The following is a 16,978-nucleotide window of genomic DNA, read 5'->3' as shown; positions in this document are numbered from 1 at the left end:
TCGGGGGCCAGCCGGCACGGCCCCATCGTTTGCACCTCATGTCCCGATCCAACTCCGTTCCGTCGACGCCTTTCGAAGCCCACATCACCGACCTCGGCCATGACGGTCGCGGCGTGGCACGGGTCGACGGCAAGACAGTGTTCGTCAGCGGCGCCTTGCTCGGCGAGCAGGTGACGGCGAAGCTGCGCAAGCGCCACCGCCACTTCGACGAGGCGGAAGTGGTCGAGGTGATCGTTGCCTCGCCGCACCGCGTGGAGCCGCGCTGCCGCCACTTCGCCGAGTGCAGCGGCTGCTCGCTGCAGCACCTGGACGCGGCCACGCAGATCGGGACCAAGCAGCGCGTGCTGGCGGAGAATTTCGAGCGCATCGGCAAGGTCACGCCGCAGACGTGGCTGCCGCCGCTCACCGCCGAGCCGTGGGGTTACCGGCGCAAGGGCCGGCTGTCGGTGCGCAACGTGGCGAAGAAGGGACGCGTGCTGGTGGGTTTCCGCGAGGAGCAGAACCCTCGCTTCGTCACCGAGATCCAGCAGTGCGAGGTGATGCACCCGGCGCTGGGCACGAAGGTGGGCCTGCTCGCCGACCTGCTCGGTGGGATGGATGCGGTCGACGACATCCCGCAGATCGAGTTCGCCGCCGGCGACGACATCATGGCGCTGGTGTTCCGCCACATGCAGCCGCTGAGCGAGCGCGACTCGGCCGCGCTGACCGCGTTCGGCCAGCAGCACGGTTTCGCGATCTACCTGCAACCCGGCGGCACCAGCAGCGTGCATCCGCTGTGGCCGGAAAACCCGCGGCTGGCCTTCCGCATCGCCAGCGGCGACGCGCGTTTCGCCGACGTCGAGCTGGAGTTCCAGCCGCTCGACTTCGTGCAGGTCAACGCCGGCATGAACCAGCTGATGATGGCGCGCGCCATGGAGCTGCTCGATCCGCAGCCCACCGACCGCGTGCTGGACCTGTTCTGCGGCCTCGGCAATTTCACCCTGCCGATCGGCCGCCGCGTGGCCGAGGTGACGGGCGTGGAGGGCGAGCATGGCCTGGTCGAGCGCGCCGCGCAGAACGCGGCGCGCAACGGCATCGCCAACGCGCGCTTCCACGTCGCGAACCTGTTCGAGGACCAGCGCGCCGCCGACTGGGCCAAGCAGCCATGGGACAAGCTGCTGCTCGATCCGCCGCGTGCCGGCGCCGACAAGGTGCTGGAATACCTGCCGCACAAGCAGACGCGGCGCATCGTCTACGTCTCCTGCCATCCCGCCTCGCTGGCGCGCGACGCCGGCATCCTGGTCGAGCGGCACGGCTTCACGCTGGCCGCTGCCGGGGTGATGGACATGTTTCCGCATACCTCGCACGTCGAGTCGATCGCTGTATTTGTGCGGTCTTCCTGACCGCGAAGATCAAACGGGCGGCCATCCTTGGAGTGGCTCATGCATCCGTCCATGGATGCGAAAGTCAAAAAGCGCCCATCCGTGGCCGCACTCTTCAATAGAAGCCGTTTCATTGCAGGTATTGTCGCTGGTTGAAATCTGGACTCCATGGCTATCGAGATCGAACGAAAATTCCTGTTGGCCAACGATGGCTGGCGCGCCGCCGTCGAGCGCAGCGAGCCGATCGCGCAGGGCTACCTGGTTGGCGCGAAGGCGCTGCGTGACGGCAGCGCGCGCGCCTCGGTGCGCGCGCGGCTGGCCGGCGAACAGGCGTGGCTCAACATCAAGGCCGCCACGCCGGGCATCGCGCGGGCGGAATTCGAGTACCCGATCCCGGTGGAGGATGCCAGGAGCCTGCTGGCGGCATTGTGCGATGGCGTGCTGGAGAAGACGCGCCATTACGTGCGGGTCGATGGCGTGCTGTTCGAGGTCGACGAATTTGCCGGCGACAATGCAGGTCTGCTCGTCGCCGAAGTCGAGCTGCCCGCGGTCGATGCGCCGTTTCCGCGGCCGCCGTGGCTGGGCCGCGAGGTAAGCGTGCTGACGCGCTACTACAACGTCAACCTGATCGCGCATCCGTACCGGCAATGGTCGCCGGCGGAGCGCGCCGCGGAGGATGCCGCATGCTGATGATCGGCGTGGCCGCGCTGGAACTGGCCGAACACGAGAAGCGCTGGCTCCGCGCGCCGGGTGTGGCCGGCGTGCTGCTGTTCGCGCGCAACTACGCCTCGCGCCAGCAGCTGATCGCGTTGTGCGAGGCGATCCGCGAGGCCGGCGGCGACGAGCTGCTGATCGCGGTCGACCAGGAAGGCGGCCCGGTGCAGCGCTTCCGCGACGGCTTCACCCGGCTGCCGCCGCTGGCGGCGATCGGCGCGGTGTACGACCGCGATCCGGATGAGGCGGTCCGTCTGGCCGAGGAACACGCCTGGGTGATGGCCAGCGAACTGCGCGCCAGCGGCGTCGATTTCAGCTTCGCGCCGGTGGTGGACCTGGCCCGCGGCAACGCGGCGATCGGCCTGCGTGCCTTCCACGCCGACCCGACGGCGACCGCCGAACTGGGCCAGGCCTACGTGCGCGGCATGCACCTGGGCGGCATGGCGGCGGTGCTCAAGCATTTTCCGGGACATGGCTCGGTTGCCGCCGACACGCACAAGGCGCAGGCGATCGACCCGCGCAGCCTGGATGCGATCCGCCGCGACGACCTGCTGCCGTTCGCCGAGTGCATCGAGGCGCGCGTCGAGGCGGTGATGATGGCGCATGTCACCTACCCGGCAGTGGACAGCCACCCGGCGGGCTACTCGAAAGTGTGGATCGAGCGGATCCTGCGCGGCGAACTGGGCTTCGCCGGGGCCGTGGTGAGCGACGACATCAGCATGGCCGCGGCCGGCGCGGCCGGCAGCGTCGGCGAACGGGTGCGCGCGCACCTGGACGCCGGCTGCGACCTGGTGCTGGCCTGCTTCCCCGAGGTGGTGGACGAAGCGATCGCCGCACTGCCGGCCGCCGCCGCGCCGGGACCGCCGCGACTGGCCGCCCTGCGCGGCGCCATCGGCGCCAGCTGGGACAGCCTCACCGACAACCCGCAGCGCGACCGCTTCATCGCGCGCATCACGGCACTGCATGCCGACCGAGGAACCGCATGACCACCCCGACTCCGCAGCTCGCCGATGCGCTGGCCCAGTCCGAACTGCTGTACGCGCGCAACACCCTGGACGGCGTGATCGCCGATATCGGCCGGCGCATCGATGCCGCGCTGGACGGCGAGCGCGCAGTGTTCCTCACCGTGATGAACGGCGCGCTGATCTTCGCCGGACAGCTCGCGCTGGCGATCCGCACCGACCTGGAATTCGACTACGTGCACGCCACCCGCTACCGCGGCGCCACCAGTGGCAGCGAGCTGCACTGGTTGCGCGAGCCGGCGGTGCCGCTGGCCGGCCGCACCGTGCTGCTGGTCGACGACATCCTCGACGAAGGTCACACGCTGAAGGCGGTGCGCGACGACTGCTATCGGCGCGGCGCGAAACGCGTGCTGATCGCCAGCCTGTGCACCAAGCGGCACGACCGCCTGGTCGATGGCATCGCCTCCGACTTCAATGGCGTCGAACTGCCGGACCGTTACGTGTTCGGCTACGGCATGGATTACTACGAGCAGGGCCGCAATCTGCCAGGGATCTATGCATTGAAGGAGGACGACGCATGAGCACGATCAATCTGGCCGTGATCGGCGGCAGTTTCGTAGGGCGGGGAGTGCCCGCCGTGCTTCTCGACGGTGCGCACGGGCAAGAGCGGCGGGCAGTGCCCGCCCTACGAAACGGTCCCGATTCCGAATGGCGCCGTGCCCATGGTCGGCTTTGCTCCTCCACTTGGCTGCGCGGGGCAGGGAGCAAGGCCGGCAACACCCCGTTCCGCTTCAGCCTGCAAACGGATCACCACGATGCCTCATCCTGACCACGCCTCCATCGACCTTGCCGTGATCGGCGGCAGCGGCCTGTACAAGTTTCCGGGCCTGGAAAACACCACACGACAGGCGGTGGATACGCCCTACGGCGCGGCATCGGGTGATGTCGTGACCGGCGATTTCGCCGGCAAGCGCATCGCCTTCCTGGCCCGCCACGGCGAGGGCCACACGCTGCCGCCGCACCGGGTCAACTACCGCGCCAACCTGTGGGCGCTGCACAGCCTGGGCGCACGCCGGGTGGTGGGGGTCAATGCGGTGGGCGGCATTCGCGGCGACATGGGGCCGCGGATGATCGTGGTGCCGGACCAGCTGATCGACTACACCCACGGCCGCTATACCAGCTATTGCGACGTCGAGGGCGCCGAGGTGAAGCACATCGACTTCAGCGAGCCGTATACCGAGGCGCTGCGCCTGCAACTGCTGGCGGCGGCGCGCGCGGCGAACGTCGAGGCGATCGGCGGCGGCTGCTACGGCGCCACCCAGGGGCCGCGGCTGGAAACCCGCGCGGAGATCGCGCGGCTGAAGCGCGACGGCTGCGATCTGGTCGGCATGACCGGCATGCCCGAAGCGGCGCTGGCGCGCGAACTGGGCCTGGAGTACGCCTGCCTGGCGCTGGTCGCCAACTTCGCTGCCGGCTGCGGCGACGAGGCCGAGATCAGCATCGAGGAGATCTTCGCGCACCTGGCGGCGGCCACTGCCGAGGTACCGCGCATCCTCGGCGCGATGCTGCAAAGCTGAGCGCCGCGGCGAATTTGTGGACCGTCCGGGTTTTTTCGTATTGCACTGGGCCTTCACATATTGCTACTTTTCTCCGGCCGGGGGCGGCGAGCCCAGGGGGAGAACGACGGTTCGGTGCAGTTCCTGGCGCACCCATTCCATGGATCCAGAGGTTCGCTCAAATGAGTTTCGGTACGGTCAAGTGGTTCAACGATGCCAAGGGTTTCGGCTTCATCGCACCCGAGGACGGCAGTGCGGACGTGTTCGTCCATTTCTCGGCGATCACCAGCAAGGGCTTCCGTAGCCTGCAGGAAGGTCAGCGCGTGAAGTTCGAAGTGACCCAAGGTCCGAAGGGCGCCCAGGCATCGGCGGTCGAAGCGGTCGCCTGATCAGCTCGGCCAATGTTGTAAAGCAAGAACGAAACCCCGCATCCTGTGCGGGGTTTTTTTGTTTTCAGGCACGGGAGAAGGCAGTGACCGACCGCAGGCGTTTCCTCAAGGCCTCCTTGCTGGGGGCTTCGGCTTCGATGTTCGCGTGGGGTGACCGGCTGGCCGCGTGGCCGGCGGCCCGGCCCCCGAAAACGCCGAACGTAAGGGTCGTCTCGACCTGGGATTTCGGCATCGCCGCCAACCAGGCGGCCTGGGCGATCCTGGGCAAGGGCGGCCATGCGCTGGATGCGGTCGAGACCGGCGTGCAGGTGCCCGAGTCGGACCTGAAGAACCACAGCGTGGGCAAGGGCGGCTACCCTGACCGCGACGGCCGCGTCACTCTCGACGCCAGCATCATGGACGCCGACGGCAACTGCGGCGCGGTGGCCGCGCTGGAATACATCGAGCATCCGATCTCGGTGGCACGGCGCGTGATGGAACGCACGCCGCACGTGCTGCTGGTCGGCGACGGTGCGCTGCAGTTCGCGCTGGAGCAGGGCTTCAGGAAGGAAAACCTGCTCACGCCGGAAGCCGAGAAGGCCTGGCACGAGTGGCAGAAGACGGCGCACTACCAGCCGTCGATCAACAGCGAAGTGCACGACTACGGCCGCATCGGCATGCCCGGCGGCGCACACAACCACGACACCATCGGCATGCTGGCGCTGGATGCGCAGGGCCGCCTCGCCGGCGCGTGCACCACCAGCGGCATGGCGTGGAAGCTGCACGGCCGCGTCGGCGACAGCCCGATCATCGGCGCCGGCCTGTACGTGGACGGTGAAGTCGGCGGCGCCACCTCCACCGGCGTCGGCGAAGAGGTGATCCGCAACGCCGGCAGCTTCCTGGTCGTCGAACTGATGCGCCAGGGCCGCTCGCCGCACGAGGCCTGCAGGGAGGCGGTGATGCGCATCGTGAAGAAGCGCCCGGAGGCATCGAAGACCCTGCAGGTCGGCTTCCTGGCAATGAACCGCGCGGGCGAAGTCGGCGCCTACGCGATCCAGCACGGTTTCTCCTACGCCGTGTGCGATGCGCATAAGCAGGACGCCCTGATCCCGTCGCAAAGCGTCTACACCACGAGCTACTCGTGATCCTGGAAATTGCCGCCAACTCGGTCGCCTCCGCGCTGGCCGCCGAGCAGGGTGGGGCGGACCGGGTCGAACTCTGCACCGCGCTGGAACTGGGCGGGCTGACGCCGTCGCACGCGCAGATTGCACTGGCCAGGGATCGCCTGCGCATCCCGCTGTACGTGCTGATCCGCCCGCGCGCCGGCGATTTCCTCTACGGCGACCTCGAATGCGAAACCATGCAGCGCGACATCGAAGCCTGCGCGGCGCTGGGCTGCGACGGCGTGGTGCTGGGCGTGCTCGACGCCGAGGGCAACGTGGACACGCCGCGTTGCCGCGCTTTGATCGCCGCAGCTGGCAAGCTGGGCGTGACCTTCCACCGTGCCTTCGACATGAGCCGCGATCCGGTGCGCGCGCTGGAGGACATCATTGCGCTGGGCTGCGAGCGCGTGCTGACCTCGGGCGCACAGGCCAGCGCGGTGGAAGGCGCCGCGCTGATCCGCGAGCTGGTCGTGCAGGCAGGCGGGCGCCTCGCGGTCATGCCCGGCGCCGGCATTACCGCGCAGAACATCGCGGCGCTGGCCGCCGCCACCGGCGCGCGCGAGTTCCATGCCTCCGCCAAACGCGGGCTGCCCTCGGGCATGCGCCATCGGCGCCCGGTGCCGGACGACATGCAAGCCGGGGAACTGCGCAGCGATGCCGAGCAGGTGCGCGCCGTGGCTACGGCGTTGGCGATCGCGGTGCAGGACGCGACAAGCTTCTGAGAGGATTCCAATCCAGAGACGATCCTTCGAGGCACCTCGCTCCCCGCATCGTCATTCCGGCGTAGGCTGGAATCGCACTTCCGCAACGAGCAGGGTCATCCGACGTATCGTTTGCAACAGCCAGTGCGATCCCGGCCTGCGCCGGCATGACGAGCGAGGGGGGCTTTCGAAGCTCCCTACGGCAGCGCATGGCCGCCCCGCTTGGTTAATATGACGAACTGCCCATCCGCATCCGCATCCGAATACAGCAGGAGTCCCCGAGTGATCATCAAGCCCAAAGTCCGCGGTTTCATCTGCGTCACCGCCCATCCGGTCGGTTGCGAGCGCAACGTGCTCGACCAGATCGCGGTCACCGAAGCCGCCGGCCACGCCAAGGGCAACGGTCCGAAGCGCGTGCTGGTGATCGGCGCCTCCACCGGCTACGGCCTGGCCTCGCGCATCACCGCCGCGTTCGGCTACGGCGCGGCCACGCTCGGCGTGTTCTTCGAGAAGCCCAGCAGCGAAGACAAGACCGGCACCGCCGGCTGGTACAACTCCGCCGCGTTCGACAAGGCCGCCAAGCAGGCCGGCCTGTACAGCAAGTCGATCAACGGCGACGCGTTCGCCCACGAAACCCGCGCCAAGGCCATCGAGATCATCAAGAGCGAGATGGGCGGTCCGATCGACCTGGTCGTCTACTCGCTGGCCTCGCCGGTGCGCAAGCTGCCCGATACCGGCGAAGTGGTGCGCTCGGCACTCAAGACCATCGGCCAGCCGTTCACCAATACCTCGGTCGACACCAACAAGGACACGGTGATCGAGGCCACCATCGAGCCGGCCACCGAGCAGGAGATCAAGGACACCGTCACCGTGATGGGCGGCGAGGACTGGGCGCTGTGGATCGACGCGCTGAGCGCCGCCGGCGTGCTCGCCGAGCACGCCAAGACCATCGCCTACAGCTACATCGGCACCGAGATCACCTGGCCAATGTACTGGCACGGCACGCTCGGCCAGGCCAAGCAGCACCTGGACAACACGGCGAAGCAACTGCGCAGCCGCCACCCCGGCCTCGAAGCCTACGTCGGCGTGATGAAGTCCGTCGTAACCCAGGCCAGCGCCGCCATCCCGGTGATCCCGCTGTACGTCTCCATCGCCTTCAAGATCATGAAGGAGCAGGGCATCCACGAAAACCCGATCGAACAGGCCAACCGCCTGTTCCACGACCGTCTCTATCGCGCCGATGGCAAGCCGGCGCCGACCGACGACGAAGGCCGCATCCGCCTGGACGACTGGGAATTGCGCGACGTCGTGCAGGACGCCTGCAAGACCGTGTGGCCCACGGTCACCACCGAAAACCTCCGCCAGATCACCGACTACGACGGCTACAAGCACGAGTTCCTGCAGCTGTTCGGGTTTGACCGGGCGGATGTGGACTACGACGCCGAGGTGGAGGCGGATCGGCGGTTTGATTGCGTGGAGGGGTGAGGTTGCTTGATAGTCACTGAGGCCGCGTGGCTTCGTTGGCTGCTGCCTTACGGTCCTCTAGGTGCAAACTAGTCCGGTTTTTTCAACGTGATCTTCGCTCCGTCAGTTGAAAGTGGGGGGATTACCTGATGAGCGTCGAGAGCCGAAAGAGTTGTTAGAGATGATCTGAAGCGTCTGACGAGTGTCGCCGGCACGCACGCCTCGGCTTGATCATGTGGAAACCACAGTTTACACTTTGACGGTGTTCGAACTGGTCAAATCCGCGACTTTCGATGCCTGGCTCGGCGGCCTGCGTGATAGCCGCGCCAAGGCGCGAATCGCGGCGCGACTTGATCGCGTAGCTGACGGAAACTTCGGTGACGTCAAGCCGATAGGCGGCGGCATCAGCGAACTGCGGATCGACTACGGGCCGGGCTATCGGGTGTACCTCATGCAGTGTGACTTGGTACTTGTTGTGGTGCTGGCCGGTGGCGACAAGCGCAGCCAGCGCACCGACATCAAGACAGCCCAACACATTGCAGCCGAGTGGGAGCGTGGATCATGAAAGGTGCAAAAGAAAAAGGTGTGCGGGAAACCTTTTCCCGTTACGACAGCGCCGACTATCTCAAGACCGAGGCGGATATTGCCGCCTACCTCGAAGCTTGCGCGGAAGAGGCGCCCAACGATCCCGTGTTCATGCTGAAAGCCCTCGGCACGGCGGCGCGCGCGCGCAACATGAGCCAACTGGCCGAAGCCGCCGGGATGACCCGGGCAGGGCTTTACAAGGCACTGTCGGGCGAAGGCAACCCCAGTCTCGCCAACACGATGAAAGTGGCAAAGGCGCTCGGTTATCGGCTGGCCCTGGTACCTGATCGGGAGTGACATCGCGTGGCCCTGCGCGATCATTGAGACCGCACATTCCGACAATGATCCATCCCGGGCCGGCCCGCTAAGATGGTGGTCTTGCCACTCCCCAGGCACACACCGCCATGCGTTCAAACCTCTCCACCTGCTTGCTCGCTGCCGCACTGTGCCTGACCGTCCCGCTTCCATCGACAGCAGGCGAACAGGGCACCCCGACCATCGGCCAGCAACGCGAGGCGGTGCTGTTCTGGCCGCAGGCGCAGCGCGAGGCACAGTTCCGGAAGATGTACGAGCTGTTCCCGAGCGATCGCGCGGCGCACGGCACGCACGTTCATGCATTGCCACAGGGCAAGCCACTGGTCGTTCCGGGACAGAACGCCTCGGCGTGGCTGGCCGGCTACATGGACGACCACCACCTCGCCGGCGTGATGGTGCTGCAGCATGGCCGCATCCGCCTGCAGCGCTATGCCGTGGGCTTCGGGCCGGAGCAGCGCTGGGAGTCGTTCTCGGTGGCCAAGTCGGTCACTTCCACCTTGCTGGGCATCGCGCTGCAGCAGGGCTATATCCGCAGCATGAACGACACGCTGGGCCACTACATCCCGGAGCTGCGCGACGGCGCCTACGCGAAGGTCACGGTGCAGCAGTTGCTGACGATGACTTCCGGCGTGCACTGGAACGAGGACTACGCCGACGCTAACTCGGACGTGGCGCAGATGTATCGCGGCGCCTGCGTCAGCGGCCGCGCGCACATCCTGACCTACCTGGCGAAGCAGCCGCGGCAATGGCCGGCCGGCACGCACTTCAACTACAACACGGCCGAAACCGACCTGCTCGGCATCCTGGTGCAGCGTGCCACGCACCGCTCGCTGGCCGCCTACCTGTCGCAGGCGATCTGGAAACCGTACGGCATGGCCGCCGATGCGTACTGGATCAAGGATGAATGCGATGGCAGCGACACCGGCGGCAGCGGCCTGTCGGCCACGCTGGGCGACTACGCGCGGCTGGGCCAGTTCATGCTCGACGGTGGCCGCATTGCGGGCAAGCCGGTGATCGCCGCGGCCTGGCTGCAGGGTGCAGTGCGCCGCCAGGCCGCCGTGGGCGAGCCGGAGCGCGGCTACGGTTACCTGTGGTGGACCGACACCGACGGCAGCTACGCGGCAATCGGCATCTTCGGCCAGATGGTCTACGTCGATCCCGCGCGTGACCTGGTGATCGCCCAGGTTGGCGCGTGGCCGCACGCCACCTCCGATGCGCTGGTTGCCGCGCGGCGCGAGTTCGTGGCTACGGTGAAGCGGGCGGTGGATGCGGAGCGGGATGCTTCGACGCACTGAGTGAGAGGGTGCGCGCGGTCATTCCCGTGAACGCGGGAGGCGCTTTACAACAGTGAAACTGGTCATCCAGTACTTTGGGACGTTCAAGTCCCTGGATTCCTGCTTGCGCAGGAATGACGAAAGTGACGTCTTTCGCTTGAGTAAGCGCCTTGCGTCTGGGCTGATTCCCGGTGCGTTGGCCTCAAACCTCAGCCCCGTTTCCGCAGCGCCTCCACCAGCAGCGAGAACGCGGGCGAGGGCTGCCGCCGGCTTGGGTAGTAGAGGTGGTAGCCGGGGAAGGGCGGGCACCAGTCGGCGAGCAGGCGTTGCAGCCTGCCGTCCGCGATGTCCGCCAGGACCATGTCTTCGGGCACGCAGGCCAGGCCGAACCCATCGACTGCCGCTGCAATGACGTGGCTGGTGTTGTTGAAGGTCAGCCGACCTTCCACGCGCACGTTCAGCGGGCGGCCCTTCTTCTCGAACTCCCAGGCGTACAGGCCGCCATGGGTGAGGAAGCGCAGGTTGATGCAGTCGTGCCTGGTGAGGTCGCGTGGCGTCTTCACCGGCGGCCGCGTGGCCAGGTAGGCGGGCGAGCCCACCACTGCCATGCGCATCGGCGGCCCGATGGGCACGGCGATCATGTCCCTGGCCACCTGTTCGCCCAGGCGGATACCGGCGTCGAAGCGCTCGGCGACGATGTCGGTGAGGCTGGAGTCGCTGATCACCTCGACGCGGATGTCCGGGTAGTCCGGCAGCAGCTTGCGCAACACCGGCCACAGGATGGTGGTGGCGGCATGTTCGCCGGTGGTGATGCGCAGGGTGCCGCTGGGCTTATCGCGCAGTTCGCTCAGGTTGGCGAGCGCCGTGTCGATGTCCTCGAAGTTCGGCGTCAGCTCCTTGGACAGTCGTTCGCCGGCTTCGGTGGGAGCAACGTTTCGCGTGGTGCGGGTCAGCAGGCGCAGACCAAGCCGGGCTTCCAGGGCGCGGATGGTATGACTGAGCGCCGAGGGCGACACGCCAAGCTGCGCGGCGGCCCGCGTGAAGCTGCGCTCGCGCGCCACGGCGAGGAAGGCCAGCAGATCGTTGTAGTTTTCGCGTGCCATGACCGGGGCTCATTAATGAATTTAGATCATAAGTGCATTCTCATTGCACCGGCTAATCAAGTTAAACCGGCGGGTCCAGACTAGGCGCATCACCACTCCCTGACGGAGCAATGCGATGCAGACGCGCACCCTTGGCCGTAGCGGCCTCGACGTCTCGGCCCTCGGCTTCGGCTGCATGGGCCTGAACTTCGGCTACGGCCCGGGCCCGGGCAAACAGGAGGCGATCGCGCTGATCCGTGACGCCTTTGCCAACGGCGTGACCTTTTTCGATACCGCCGAAGCCTATGGGCCGTTCACCAATGAGGAACTGGTCGGCGAGGCACTGGCGCCGATCCGCAACCAGGTGGTGATCGCCACCAAGTTCGGCTTCAAGGATGGCGATTCGAAGACCGGTACGGACAGCCGGCCGCAGCGCATCCGCGCCGTCGCTGACGCGTCGCTCAAGCGCTTGCGGACCGATCGCATCGATTTGTTCTACCAGCATCGCGTCGATCCCGACGTGCCGATGGAAGATGTGGCCGGCACGGTCGGAGAGCTGATCGCGGAAGGCAAGGTGAAGCATTTCGGCCTGTCGGAAGCGGGCGTGCCGTCGATCCGTCGCGCGCACGCGATGCAGCCGGTCGCCGCGCTGCAAAGCGAATACTCGCTGTGGTGGCGCGAGCCCGAGCAGGACGTGCTGCCGGCGTGCGAGGAACTGGGCATCGGCTTCGTGCCGTTCAGCCCGCTCGGCAAGGGCTTCCTCACCGGCAAGATCGATGCGGGTACGGCGTTCGCCAAGGACGACTTCCGCAACATCGTGCCGCGCTTCTCGCCGGAAGCACGCCAGGCCAACCAGACGCTGGTCGAGCTGCTTGGCGAGATCGCAGCCGGCAAGCAGGCGGCACCGGCGCAAATTGCGCTGGCGTGGTTGCTCGCGCAGAGGCCGTGGATCGTGCCGATTCCGGGCACCACGAAGTTGCATCGCCTGAAGGAAAACATAGGCGCCGCCGCGATCACCTTGAACGCTAGCGAACTGCGCCAGATCGAGGATGCTCTCGCCCATATCCAGGTGCAGGGCGATCGCTATCCGGCCCACCTGGCTGCGCTCGTGGGCAAGTAACCAGGATCAATGAGGCAACACCATGGCAATTACCGAAGCCGCACTGCGCAATCACAAGCAACTGTTTCCCGGCCACGTCTCCACGTTGAAGGTCACCGACCCCGAACTGATCGAGATCTTCGACAACTGGGCCTTCGACGAGGTGATCGAAGCCGTAGGCATGGATATCCGCCTGCGCCTGATGGTGCAACTGGCGGCGCTGATCGCCTGCCAGGCGGTGAACGAATACCGCGTCATGCTTGGCGGCGCGCTCAACGTCGGCGTGACGCCGGTGCAGGCGAAAGAGACCCTGTATCAGGCTGTGCCTTACGTGGGCATGGCCAGGGCGTTCGACTTCCTGCATGCCATCAACGAGGTGTTCAAGGAACGTGGCATCGACCTGCCGCTGCCGGCGCAGGCGACCACCACGGCGCAGACGCGCTTCGACAAGGGGATGGAGACGCAGGCGCGGATCTTCGGCGACCGCAGCAAGACGTCGGCCGCGCAGTCACCCGCGGATCTCGAACACGTCCCCCGCTTCCTCTCCGCGAACTGCTTCGGCGACTACTACACGCGCCACGGCCTGGATTTGCAGACACGTGAACTGCTGACGTTCGCCATCCTCGCCTCGCTCGGCGGCTGCGAGCCGCAGCTGACGGCCCACCTCGCGGGCAACCTGGCCATGGGCAACGACCGCCAGACGCTCATCGCAACCGTCACGCAGCTTTTGCCCTACATCGGTTATCCACGCACATTGAATGCCATCAAAGTGATCAACGAGGGTGCCCCGGCCTGAGCAAGACCGATCGATCAGGCATGAGCGGGGTCTCTCGAAGTTTCGAATGGCCACGCGCTCTCATTCCGCATGTCTGGCATCTATTTCATCCATCAGAGCAACGACCATGGAAATCATCCGCAACGGCTCGCAGCCCTCCGTCACCGGGCCGGCCGGGTACTTCACCGGCAAGGTGCGCATCGATTCACCATTCAAGGGTGGCGACGGCGCGAACATCTCCGGGGCCTTCGTGACCTTCGAGCCAGGCGCGCGCAGCGCCTGGCATACGCATCCGTGCGGGCAGGTTCTGATCGTCACCGCCGGCAAGGGCTGGACCCAGTGCGAAGGCGGCCCGATCGTCGAGATCAACGCCGGCGACATCATCAGCTGTCCGGCGAACCACCGGCACTGGCACGGCGCCACGCCGACCATCGCGATGACCCATATCGCCATCCAGGAGGCGAAGGACGGCAAGGTGGTCGAATGGATGGAGAAGGTCACCGACGAGGAGTACCTTGCGGGTCCGGCATCCTGACCCATCCCTTCACTCTCATTCCCGTTCCCCAGCCAGGAAAACCCATGACCACCAAAGCCTACGGCGCACACGCCGCCGACAAGCCGCTGCAGCCGATCGACATCGAGCGCCGCGCACCCGGTCCGCAGGACGTGCAGATCGATATCGTCTATTGCGGCGTCTGCCATTCCGACCTGCATACCGTGCGTTCCGAATGGGGCGGCACGCTCTATCCCTGCGTGCCCGGCCACGAGATCGTGGGCCACGTCAGCGCCGTGGGCAGCGCGGTGACCGGCTTCAAGCTTGGCGACACGGTGGGCGTGGGCTGCCTGGTGGGCAGCTGCCAGCATTGTGCGTCCTGCGACGAAGGGCTGGAGCAGTACTGCGAGAACGGCTTCGTCGGTACCTACAACGGCCCGACGAAGGATGCGCCCGGCCACACGCTGGGCGGCTATTCGCAGCGCATCGTGGTGGACCGGAAGTTCGTGCTGAAGATCCGCCATCCCGAGGAGCAGCTGGCGGCGGTGGCGCCGCTGCTGTGCGCGGGCATCACCACCTATTCGCCGCTGCGGCACTGGAACGCCGGCCCGGGCAAGAAGGTCGGCGTGGTCGGCATCGGCGGGCTGGGCCACATGGGTGTGAAGATCGCGCATGCGATGGGCGCCTACGTGGTGGCCTTCACCACCTCGGAAAGCAAGCGCCAGGATGCGCTGGACCTGGGCGCGGACGAGGTGGTGGTCTCGCGCAACGAGGGCGAGATGCGCGCGCACGCCGGCAGCTTCGACCTCATCCTCAACACGGTGGCTGCCAGCCACTCGCTGGATGCGTACACCTCGCTGCTCAAGCGCGATGGCACCCTGGTGCTGGTCGGCGTGCCGGAGCACCCGCACCCCACGCCGAGTATCGCGAACCTGATCTTCAAGCGCCGGGCAATCGCCGGCTCGCTGATCGGCGGCATCGCCGAGACCCAGGAGATGCTGGATTTCTGTGCGGACAAGGGCATCGTCGCCGATATCGAGATGATTACGGCACAGCAGATCGACGAGGCCTACGATCGCATGGTGAAGAGCGACGTGAAGTACCGCTTCGTGATCGACAACAGCTCGCTGGCTGCCTGAGCCATTCCGACGGTGCCGGGCGGCACGGCTCCGTAGGGCGGACACCGTCCGCCGCATCCAGGCACAAGGCTGTGGCGTACGGTGTCCGCCCTACGGAACCGGCTTTTCCGGGTTGCTCTTCGTCAAGCCACGAACTGCAGCCTTGCCAGCTCCGCGTACAGGCCGCCCTCGGCCAGCAGACTCTCGTGCGTGCCCTGCGCCACGATGCGCCCGCCGTCCATCACCACGATGCGGTCGGCGCGCTGCACGGTGGCGAGGCGGTGGGCGATCACCAGGGTGGTGCGGCCCTGTTCCAGCCGCGCCAGCGCCTGCTGGATCGCCGCTTCGGACTGCGCGTCCAGCGCGGAGGTGGCCTCGTCCAGCAACAGCAGCGGCGCGTCGCGCAGGATCGCGCGGGCGATCGCGATGCGCTGGCGCTGGCCGCCGGACAGGCGCACGCCGCGCTCGCCCAGTTCGGCGTCATAGCCGTGGTCCAGCGCGCTTATGAACTCGTGCGCCTCGGCGGCGCGGGCGGCCTCGCGCACTTCGTCGTCGCCGGCGTCCTGGCGGCCGAAGCGGATGTTGTCCGCGGCGCTGCCGGCGAAGATCACGGTTTCCTGCGGCACCAGCGCGATCGCGCCACGCAGGCCGGCCAGAGTGGTTTCGCGCAGGTCGACGCCGTCGATGCGGATGCTGCCGCCCTGCGGGTCGTAGAAGCGCAGCAGCAGGGCGAACACCGTGCTCTTGCCGGCGCCGGAGGGGCCGACCAGGGCCACCGTCTCGCCGGGGCGGACGGTCAGGGTGAAGTCGTGCAGCGCCGCCGTGTCGGGGCGGGTGGGGTAGTGGAAGGTCACGCCGTCGAAGCGCAGCTCGCCGCGCATCGGTTGCGGCAGCGCGCGCGGCTGTGTTGGGTCGACGATGTCGGCGCGCTCGCCCAGCAGTTCGCCGATGCGCTCCATCGCGCCGGCCGCGCGCAGCACGTCGCCCCAGACTTCGGACAGGCCCGCCACCGAGCCGGCGGCGAATACCGCGTACAGCACGAACTGGCCCAGCACGCCGGCACCCAGTGTGCCGGCCAGCACGTGGCGTGCGCCGGCCCACAGCACCAGGGTGATCGCGCCGAACACCAGCACGATCACCGCCATGGTCAGCAACGCGCGCATGCCGATGCGCCGGCGCGCGGTGGCCAGCGCGCGGGTGATCGCGCCGCCGTAGCGGGTGCTCTCGATGTCCTCGCGCGCATACGCCTTCACCGCGGTGGAGGCGTTGAGCGTCTCGTTGGCGATCGCGGCGGCGTCGGCCAGACGGTCCTGGCTGGCCCGCGACAGCTTCTGCACGCGGCGGCCGAACACCAGGATCGGCAGCATCACCGCCGGGATTACCAGCGCGGTGAGGCCGGCCAGCGACGGCGCGGTCCACACCATCGCAACCGCCGCGCCCACCAGCATCACCGCGCTGCGCAGCGCCACCGACACGCCCGAGCCGATCAGCGCCTGCACCACTTCGGTATCGGCACTCAGCCGCGACAGCAGCTCACCCACGCGGCTCTTCTCGAAGAAGCCCACGTCGAGCCGGATCACGTGCGCGTACAGCGTCTGCCGCAGCGAGGCGAGCGCCCGCTCGCTGAGCAGGGTGATGCAGAAGTAGCGTGCGGCGGTGGCGAAGGCCAGCACCAGCGCCACGCCGAACAGGGCGACAAAGGTCTGGTTGATCACCGCCTGGCTGGAATGCCCGAAGCCCTGGTCGATGATGTGGCGGAACGCCATCGGCAGCACCAGCGAGGCGCCGGAGGACAACGCCAGGAACAGCAGCCAGCCGAGCGCGAGCGCGCGATGCGGTTTCAGGAACGGCCAGAGTTCGCGCAGCGCGCCGATACGGCGCGGCGATCGGACATCGGGTATCTGGGGTGTGCTCATGGTGCTCGCCGCGACGGAATCCCGAAACACAT

At 67.2% G+C, this 16,978-nt stretch carries 19 protein-coding genes; 17 read left to right on the top strand and 2 right to left on the bottom strand.

What is annotated here, in order from left to right:
- Window positions 1-38: 38 nt before the first annotated feature.
- The 13 genes from rlmD (at window position 39) to DEO45_RS03315 (ending at window position 10,484) form a co-directional block, all read left to right on the top strand.
- Window positions 39-1,382, top strand: coding sequence for a 23S rRNA (uracil(1939)-C(5))-methyltransferase RlmD (gene rlmD, locus DEO45_RS03370; RefSeq protein ID WP_114340899.1), 1,344 nt, complete (start codon window positions 39-41; stop codon window positions 1,380-1,382).
- A gap of 147 nt (window positions 1,383-1,529) precedes the next feature.
- Window positions 1,530-2,051: a CYTH domain-containing protein gene (locus DEO45_RS03365; protein ID WP_114340898.1), complete on the top strand. Its 522-nt coding sequence runs from the start codon at window positions 1,530-1,532 to the stop codon at window positions 2,049-2,051.
- On the top strand, window positions 2,045-3,061 hold the full coding sequence (gene nagZ / locus DEO45_RS03360; protein ID WP_114340897.1) for a beta-N-acetylhexosaminidase: 1,017 nt from the start codon (window positions 2,045-2,047) through the stop codon (window positions 3,059-3,061). The genes DEO45_RS03365 and nagZ overlap by 7 nt, the downstream gene beginning before the upstream one ends.
- On the top strand, window positions 3,058-3,618 hold the full coding sequence (locus DEO45_RS03355) for a hypoxanthine-guanine phosphoribosyltransferase (protein WP_114340896.1): 561 nt from the start codon (window positions 3,058-3,060) through the stop codon (window positions 3,616-3,618). The genes nagZ and DEO45_RS03355 overlap by 4 nt, the downstream gene beginning before the upstream one ends.
- Window positions 3,615-3,866: a hypothetical protein gene (locus DEO45_RS16460; protein WP_147269678.1), complete on the top strand. Its 252-nt coding sequence runs from the start codon at window positions 3,615-3,617 to the stop codon at window positions 3,864-3,866. The genes DEO45_RS03355 and DEO45_RS16460 overlap by 4 nt, the downstream gene beginning before the upstream one ends.
- Window positions 3,853-4,614: an S-methyl-5'-thioinosine phosphorylase gene (locus tag DEO45_RS03350; RefSeq protein ID WP_114340895.1), complete on the top strand. Its 762-nt coding sequence runs from the start codon at window positions 3,853-3,855 to the stop codon at window positions 4,612-4,614. The genes DEO45_RS16460 and DEO45_RS03350 overlap by 14 nt, the downstream gene beginning before the upstream one ends.
- A gap of 161 nt (window positions 4,615-4,775) precedes the next feature.
- On the top strand, window positions 4,776-4,982 hold the full coding sequence (locus tag DEO45_RS03345) for a cold-shock protein (protein ID WP_114340894.1): 207 nt from the start codon (window positions 4,776-4,778) through the stop codon (window positions 4,980-4,982).
- Between the two features lie 83 nt (window positions 4,983-5,065).
- Entirely contained in the window at window positions 5,066-6,106 is a 1,041-nt protein-coding gene (locus DEO45_RS03340) for a N(4)-(beta-N-acetylglucosaminyl)-L-asparaginase (RefSeq protein WP_189339669.1), read from the top strand.
- The gene (locus DEO45_RS03335; protein ID WP_114340892.1) at window positions 6,103-6,846 is read left to right on the top strand and encodes a copper homeostasis protein CutC; all 744 of its coding nucleotides are present in this window, start codon (window positions 6,103-6,105) and stop codon (window positions 6,844-6,846) included. The genes DEO45_RS03340 and DEO45_RS03335 overlap by 4 nt, the downstream gene beginning before the upstream one ends.
- 261 nt (window positions 6,847-7,107) lie before the next feature.
- Window positions 7,108-8,310, top strand: coding sequence for an enoyl-ACP reductase FabV (gene fabV / locus DEO45_RS03330; RefSeq protein ID WP_114340891.1), 1,203 nt, complete (start codon window positions 7,108-7,110; stop codon window positions 8,308-8,310).
- A 214-nt stretch (window positions 8,311-8,524) separates the two neighbouring features.
- Entirely contained in the window at window positions 8,525-8,854 is a 330-nt protein-coding gene (locus DEO45_RS03325) for a type II toxin-antitoxin system RelE/ParE family toxin (RefSeq protein ID WP_428992422.1), read from the top strand.
- On the top strand, window positions 8,851-9,171 hold the full coding sequence (locus DEO45_RS03320) for an addiction module antidote protein (protein ID WP_114340890.1): 321 nt from the start codon (window positions 8,851-8,853) through the stop codon (window positions 9,169-9,171). The genes DEO45_RS03325 and DEO45_RS03320 overlap by 4 nt, the downstream gene beginning before the upstream one ends.
- A 107-nt stretch (window positions 9,172-9,278) precedes the next feature.
- Window positions 9,279-10,484: a serine hydrolase domain-containing protein gene (locus DEO45_RS03315; protein WP_114340889.1), complete on the top strand. Its 1,206-nt coding sequence runs from the start codon at window positions 9,279-9,281 to the stop codon at window positions 10,482-10,484.
- A 188-nt stretch (window positions 10,485-10,672) separates the two neighbouring features.
- Here the strand turns inward: DEO45_RS03315 and DEO45_RS03310 are convergent, their stop codons facing one another.
- Window positions 10,673-11,566, bottom strand: coding sequence for a LysR family transcriptional regulator (locus DEO45_RS03310; RefSeq protein WP_114340888.1), 894 nt, complete (start codon window positions 11,564-11,566; stop codon window positions 10,673-10,675).
- Between the two features lie 115 nt (window positions 11,567-11,681).
- Here DEO45_RS03310 and DEO45_RS03305 point away from each other — a divergent pair, with 115 nt between their 5' ends.
- The 4 genes from DEO45_RS03305 (at window position 11,682) to DEO45_RS03290 (ending at window position 15,051) form a co-directional block, all read left to right on the top strand.
- Window positions 11,682-12,665 (top strand): aldo/keto reductase, encoded by a 984-nt coding sequence (locus DEO45_RS03305; RefSeq protein ID WP_114340887.1) that lies wholly within the window; start codon window positions 11,682-11,684, stop codon window positions 12,663-12,665.
- A gap of 85 nt (window positions 12,666-12,750) precedes the next feature.
- Window positions 12,751-13,440, top strand: a complete 690-nt coding sequence (locus DEO45_RS03300; RefSeq protein WP_223250770.1) for a carboxymuconolactone decarboxylase family protein — start codon at window positions 12,751-12,753, stop codon at window positions 13,438-13,440.
- Between the two features lie 106 nt (window positions 13,441-13,546).
- Window positions 13,547-13,954 carry a (R)-mandelonitrile lyase gene (locus DEO45_RS03295; RefSeq protein ID WP_114340885.1) on the top strand — a complete coding sequence of 136 codons (408 nt, stop codon included), beginning with the start codon at window positions 13,547-13,549 and terminating at the stop codon, window positions 13,952-13,954.
- 44 nt (window positions 13,955-13,998) lie between these two features.
- Window positions 13,999-15,051 (top strand): NAD(P)-dependent alcohol dehydrogenase, encoded by a 1,053-nt coding sequence (locus DEO45_RS03290; RefSeq protein ID WP_114340884.1) that lies wholly within the window; start codon window positions 13,999-14,001, stop codon window positions 15,049-15,051.
- A gap of 122 nt (window positions 15,052-15,173) precedes the next feature.
- Here the strand turns inward: DEO45_RS03290 and DEO45_RS03285 are convergent, their stop codons facing one another.
- Window positions 15,174-16,946 (bottom strand): ABC transporter transmembrane domain-containing protein, encoded by a 1,773-nt coding sequence (locus DEO45_RS03285; protein WP_114340883.1) that lies wholly within the window; start codon window positions 16,944-16,946, stop codon window positions 15,174-15,176.
- Window positions 16,947-16,978 lie beyond the last annotated feature (32 nt).

Source organism: Rhodanobacter denitrificans, from assembly GCF_003335105.1.
GTDB lineage: Bacteria > Pseudomonadota > Gammaproteobacteria > Xanthomonadales > Rhodanobacteraceae > Rhodanobacter > Rhodanobacter denitrificans_A.
The sequence above is the reverse complement of the archived record's forward strand: the minus strand, read 5'-3'. Positions and strand labels throughout refer to the sequence as shown.